The organism is Microcoleus sp. Pol12B4, from assembly GCF_036701385.1.
Classification (GTDB): Bacteria; Cyanobacteriota; Cyanobacteriia; order Cyanobacteriales; family Microcoleaceae; genus Microcoleus.
The window spans coordinates 1-4,253 of sequence record NZ_JAUBQR010000342.1 but is presented as its reverse complement, the minus strand read 5'-3'; the positions used below and the strand labels follow the sequence as shown (position 1 = coordinate 4,253).

Genomic DNA, 4,253 nt, shown 5'->3' with positions numbered 1-4,253 from the left:
CGCCCGCCCATCGTCAGCGGCACGTTCACAGCCTGCTCAATTCTCAGCGTCCAATCGCCTTTCAATATCGACAAATACCCATTTTCGTAAATCGCTGCCAGCCCGCCCGCTGCAGTATGTTTGGCAACCAGTTCGTTGTCCGGGTTCATCGAAAAATATGCAATTTGAGCCTTGACACGCTGCGCCATTTGTGAAACTAACGGGTCATCTGCATTTAACACTGCATAGCCTTTGGGCATTACCGACTCGACGAGAACGCTCTTGAGTTTGCCAAGTTGTTCTACGGTGTCGATGTCGCCAATTCCCAAGTGATCGGCCGCGACGTTCAAGACGACGCCGACATCGCACTGATCGAAGCCGAGGCCCGAGCGCAAAATTCCGCCTCTAGCGGTTTCCAGCACCGCTACTTCCACCGTTGGGTCAGACAAAATCAATTGAGCACTCTGCGGCCCGGTATTGTCTCCGCTTTCTACCAAATAATCCCCGATGTAAGTGCCGTCAGTAGTCGTGTAGCCAGTAATCTGACCGGTCTGCTTGACAATGTGAGCGAGTAGGCGAGTAGTTGTAGTTTTGCCGTTGGTTCCCGTTACCGCTAAAATCGGCACCCGGCTGGGTTGAGGCGAGGGGAAGAGCATATCGAAGACGGCGCCGGCGACGTTGCGGGGTAAACCTTGACTCGGGGCGACGTGCATTCTGAAACCCGGCGCTGCGTTGACTTCGACGATGACGCCATTGACATCGCGCAGGGGTTGGGAGATGTCGGGAGTTACTACGTCAATGCCGGCGATGTCCAAACCGATAATTTTAGCGACTCTGGAGAACAGCCAGACGTTTTCTGGGTGGATTTCGTCAGTGCGATCGACTGCAATGCCACCGGTACTCAAGTTTGCTGTCGCCCGCAAAAATACTCTTTCGCCGGCAGGCACTACGGAGTCCATCGCATATCCTTGTTTTTGCAGCAAATCCAGGGACAATTTGTCGATCGTGATCCGGGTGAGTACGTTGTCGTGTCCGTCTCCTCGCTGCGGGTCGCGGTTTACTTCTTCAATAAGCTGTTCTACTGTAGACCTGCCGTTGCCCACGACGTTAGCCGGGACTCGTTCTGCGACTGCTATGACTTGCCCGTTGACTACTAATACTCTGTGGTCACGGCCGACGTAATAGCGCTCGACTATCACGCTTTTTGTTTTTGATGCCGCGCTGGCTAAGTCGTAGGCTTCTTCGGCTGCTTCCCAGGAATTGATGTCGATCGTAATGCCGCGGCCGTGGTTGCCGTCTAGGGGTTTGAGGACGATCGGATAACCGCCGACATCTTCGATCGCCCCGCGCAGTTCATCCAAATAATTAATCACCGTTCCTCTAGGAACCGGCACGCCGGCGCTGGCGAGGATATTTTTGGTACCTTCCTTGTCACAGGCAAGTTCTACCCCCAAAACTCCCGTCCGGTTGCTCAGAGTGGCCTGAATCCGCTTTTGGTGAACCCCGTAGCCGAGTTGAATCATAAACCGGGCGCTCAAAGGTATCCAAGGAATGCCGCGCGCTTCTGCTTCCTTAATCAGTGTTTCCGTGCTAGGCCCTAGGGCCGCCGACGCAGCAAACTCTCTCAGGTCTCTCAAATCTTGAACTAATTCTGCTGCTGGATAAGTGCCTGTCTCGGCAATGCTTTGGCACATCCGCACGCCTGCCCGGGCTGCATAGCGACCGGCTTGTTCGTGTTGATACTCGATTACTACTTGGTAAATGCCAGAGGTCGCAGTCTCGCGGGTGCGACCGAACCCGACCGGCATTCCTGCCATTTCCTGAAGTTCTAGTGCGACGTGTTCGATTACGTGTCCCATCATTGTCCCTTCTCTGACTCTTTGCAGGAATCCTCCCTGATGGCCTGGAGAACAGTGATGATCGTTCAAACTTGGAAGTGCGGCGATCAATCCTTCGTAGAAGCCAGGAATTTCAGATGTGGTTTTATCTGCCCACTCCTCTAAATCCAGACGCATCAGGACGAGTTTATGGCGTCGGATGCTCCAGTAGTTGGGGCCACGTAAGGTCTGGATTTTAAGTATTTTCATGACAGTTAGAGGGGTATAGGTCGCGAAATCTTATAGATAATTGGAGCATTTATTCAATTTCGATCTAGATTGCTCGATCGACTGTTCGCTGCGAACAGTTTGGGAGTGAATTTCCAGTTATGGGCTACCCAATTGAAAATTCATGCCCCTACGATCGGCTAAAAACAAGTAAAAGTCCATGGCTAGCAAAAACTCAAAGCCCGAAGTTAGAATTTTCTGTGATTCTGCCTCCTCCTGGCGTCAGCCCGTGGCTGCTTCGGAATCTATTCTATTGTTGTATCCATGATTCGGCCGGAATGCCGCCTAATTTCTGCCGAATCAATGACAAGAGATGTTCTGCGTTAGTTGGCTGTGCGGCATTCGGGGGGCCAGCCAGACTCGGAACACGCTCCCGATGGCATTGGTTTGCCTAGGGGCATATTGTAGCAATCTCCGTGACACAGAACGTGCAAGCGCATATTGAACAGACTTAAGGGTTCTGTCGCTCCTACCAGAGACTCATTGGTATAAAAATTTTCCCTAGAATCAACAATAGTCACAGTGCCTTTACCGAGAATTTTCATAGTATCGTCTCCCTCAAACAAGGCACAGGTGTCTTCGTCAATACCAATAGCGATGCGATCGGGATGGCAAGCCACAGCCGACAGCAAGCGAGCCATGCGGTTGCGGTTGTGAAAATGCTGGTCTACGATGATCTCAGGAATAATGTTAAGTCCGTTTGCCATGTCTACTAAAGAGCGATTCGGTGACGCCCCACTCCCGCCACCTGCAATCATGTGATATCCCATCACCGCAGCACCGGCGCTGGTGCCAGCGAGCGTAATCTTGCCTTCAAGGGTTTCTTTACGAATTTTCTCCATCAGCGGGGTGTCCGCCAGCAGCCCACAGAGCCGCAGTTGGTCGCCGCCTGTGATGAATACGCCCGTACAATCTTCTAAGTAATCTTTCCAGACGGGGTTTTCGGCTTGTTCGCGTTCGCGGATGTCCACTACTTTGACGGCGCTAACGCCCATTTCGTCAAATATGGTGCGGTAGCGGTTGCTAATTCCTTCGGGATCTCGAGAAGCGCAGGGAACGATCGCCAGCCGAGCGTTTGCACCCCCAGCACGGCAAAAAAAGGTGTTCAAAATCTCTCGCCCGTGAACTTTGTCTTCGGCTCCCCCGATGACCATAATCGAGGTTTTCGTGCGCTGGGGAATATTATGTTCAAGGGCTTGAGATGTCAACTGCTGCATGGTGTGTCTTCCTCTGTTGGATGTGAAATTCAATTTTGCCGTTGCTGTGGGTACAATAGGGCTTTTTAAGAATAAATTTTTGTTGGTGCGAGTGAGGTGCGATCGCCGATCGCGCTATCCCGCAATTGCTTGGCGGCGAGTTTGCTTGCAGTCGCTGTCAGGAAAAACTGATTTATTGTTGTACAAAACGGGCCCGCCGACAAACGAAGAGAATTTAACTTGCAAAAATTTTCAGAAATTATAAGAAATTATAAAGAATAAAGCAATTACTGAAAACTGAACTCCCCCTAAGGGTCAAACTAGAGGTGATGTATCAATAAAATTCCAATAATTGTGCGCTTTGACGTAGTTACCTTATTTCCAGAATTTTTCCGGGCTCCCCTGGAGTCGGGACTGATGGGCAAAGCCTTAGCTAAAAAGATTGCTGAGGTGAATTTTGTCAATCCCCGCGATTTTACCACAGACAAACACCAGCGAGTCGATGACGAGCCTTACGGGGGCGGAGTGGGGATGCTGATGAAGCCGGAACCGATTTTTTCTGCGGTGGAGTCGCTGCCGATTTTGCCGAGGCAGGAGGTGATTTTGTTGACTCCCCAGGGGGAACCGATGCAGCAGGGGATGTTTCGGGAGTTGGCGGCCGAGCGGGATCAGTTGGTGTTGATTTGCGGTCATTATGAAGGTGTGGACGATCGAGTGCTGCATTTGGTAACTCGCGAGGTGTCTTTGGGGGATTTTGTGCTCACGGGGGGCGAAATTCCAGCTTTGGCTTTGATTAATGGGGTTTTGCGATTGCTGCGGGGAACTGTGGCCAAGGAAGATTCCCTAAAGTTTGAGAGTTTTGAAGACGGACTTTTGGATTATCCACAGTACACTCGACCGGCGGATTTTCGGGGATTGAAGGTGCCCGACGTGTTGCTGTCTGGTAATCACGCAGAAATTGCTCGCTGGCGCA

General features: G+C 51.4%; 4 protein-coding genes. 2 read left to right on the top strand and 2 right to left on the bottom strand.

The window, feature by feature from the left end:
• Positions 1–2,066, bottom strand: a 2,066-nt coding sequence (cphA, locus tag QUA38_RS27690; RefSeq protein ID WP_333167553.1) for a cyanophycin synthetase, incomplete at its 3' end; no start/stop codon positions are given.
• Positions 2,067–2,407: 341 nt separating this feature from the next.
• Positions 2,408–3,301: a cyanophycinase gene (locus QUA38_RS27685; RefSeq protein ID WP_333167552.1), complete on the bottom strand. Its 894-nt coding sequence runs from the start codon at positions 3,299–3,301 to the stop codon at positions 2,408–2,410.
• On the opposite strand from QUA38_RS27685, the gene QUA38_RS27680 reads away from it, so the two are divergent.
• Together QUA38_RS27680 and trmD are read left to right on the top strand one after the other, a co-directional pair.
• Entirely contained in the window at positions 3,300–3,545 is a 246-nt protein-coding gene (locus QUA38_RS27680) for a hypothetical protein (protein WP_333167550.1), read from the top strand. The genes QUA38_RS27685 and QUA38_RS27680 overlap by 2 nt on opposite strands.
• A gap of 89 nt (positions 3,546–3,634) precedes the next feature.
• Positions 3,635–4,253: tRNA (guanosine(37)-N1)-methyltransferase TrmD (trmD, locus tag QUA38_RS27675; RefSeq protein ID WP_333167548.1), on the top strand; the 619-nt coding region annotated here is incomplete at its 3' end.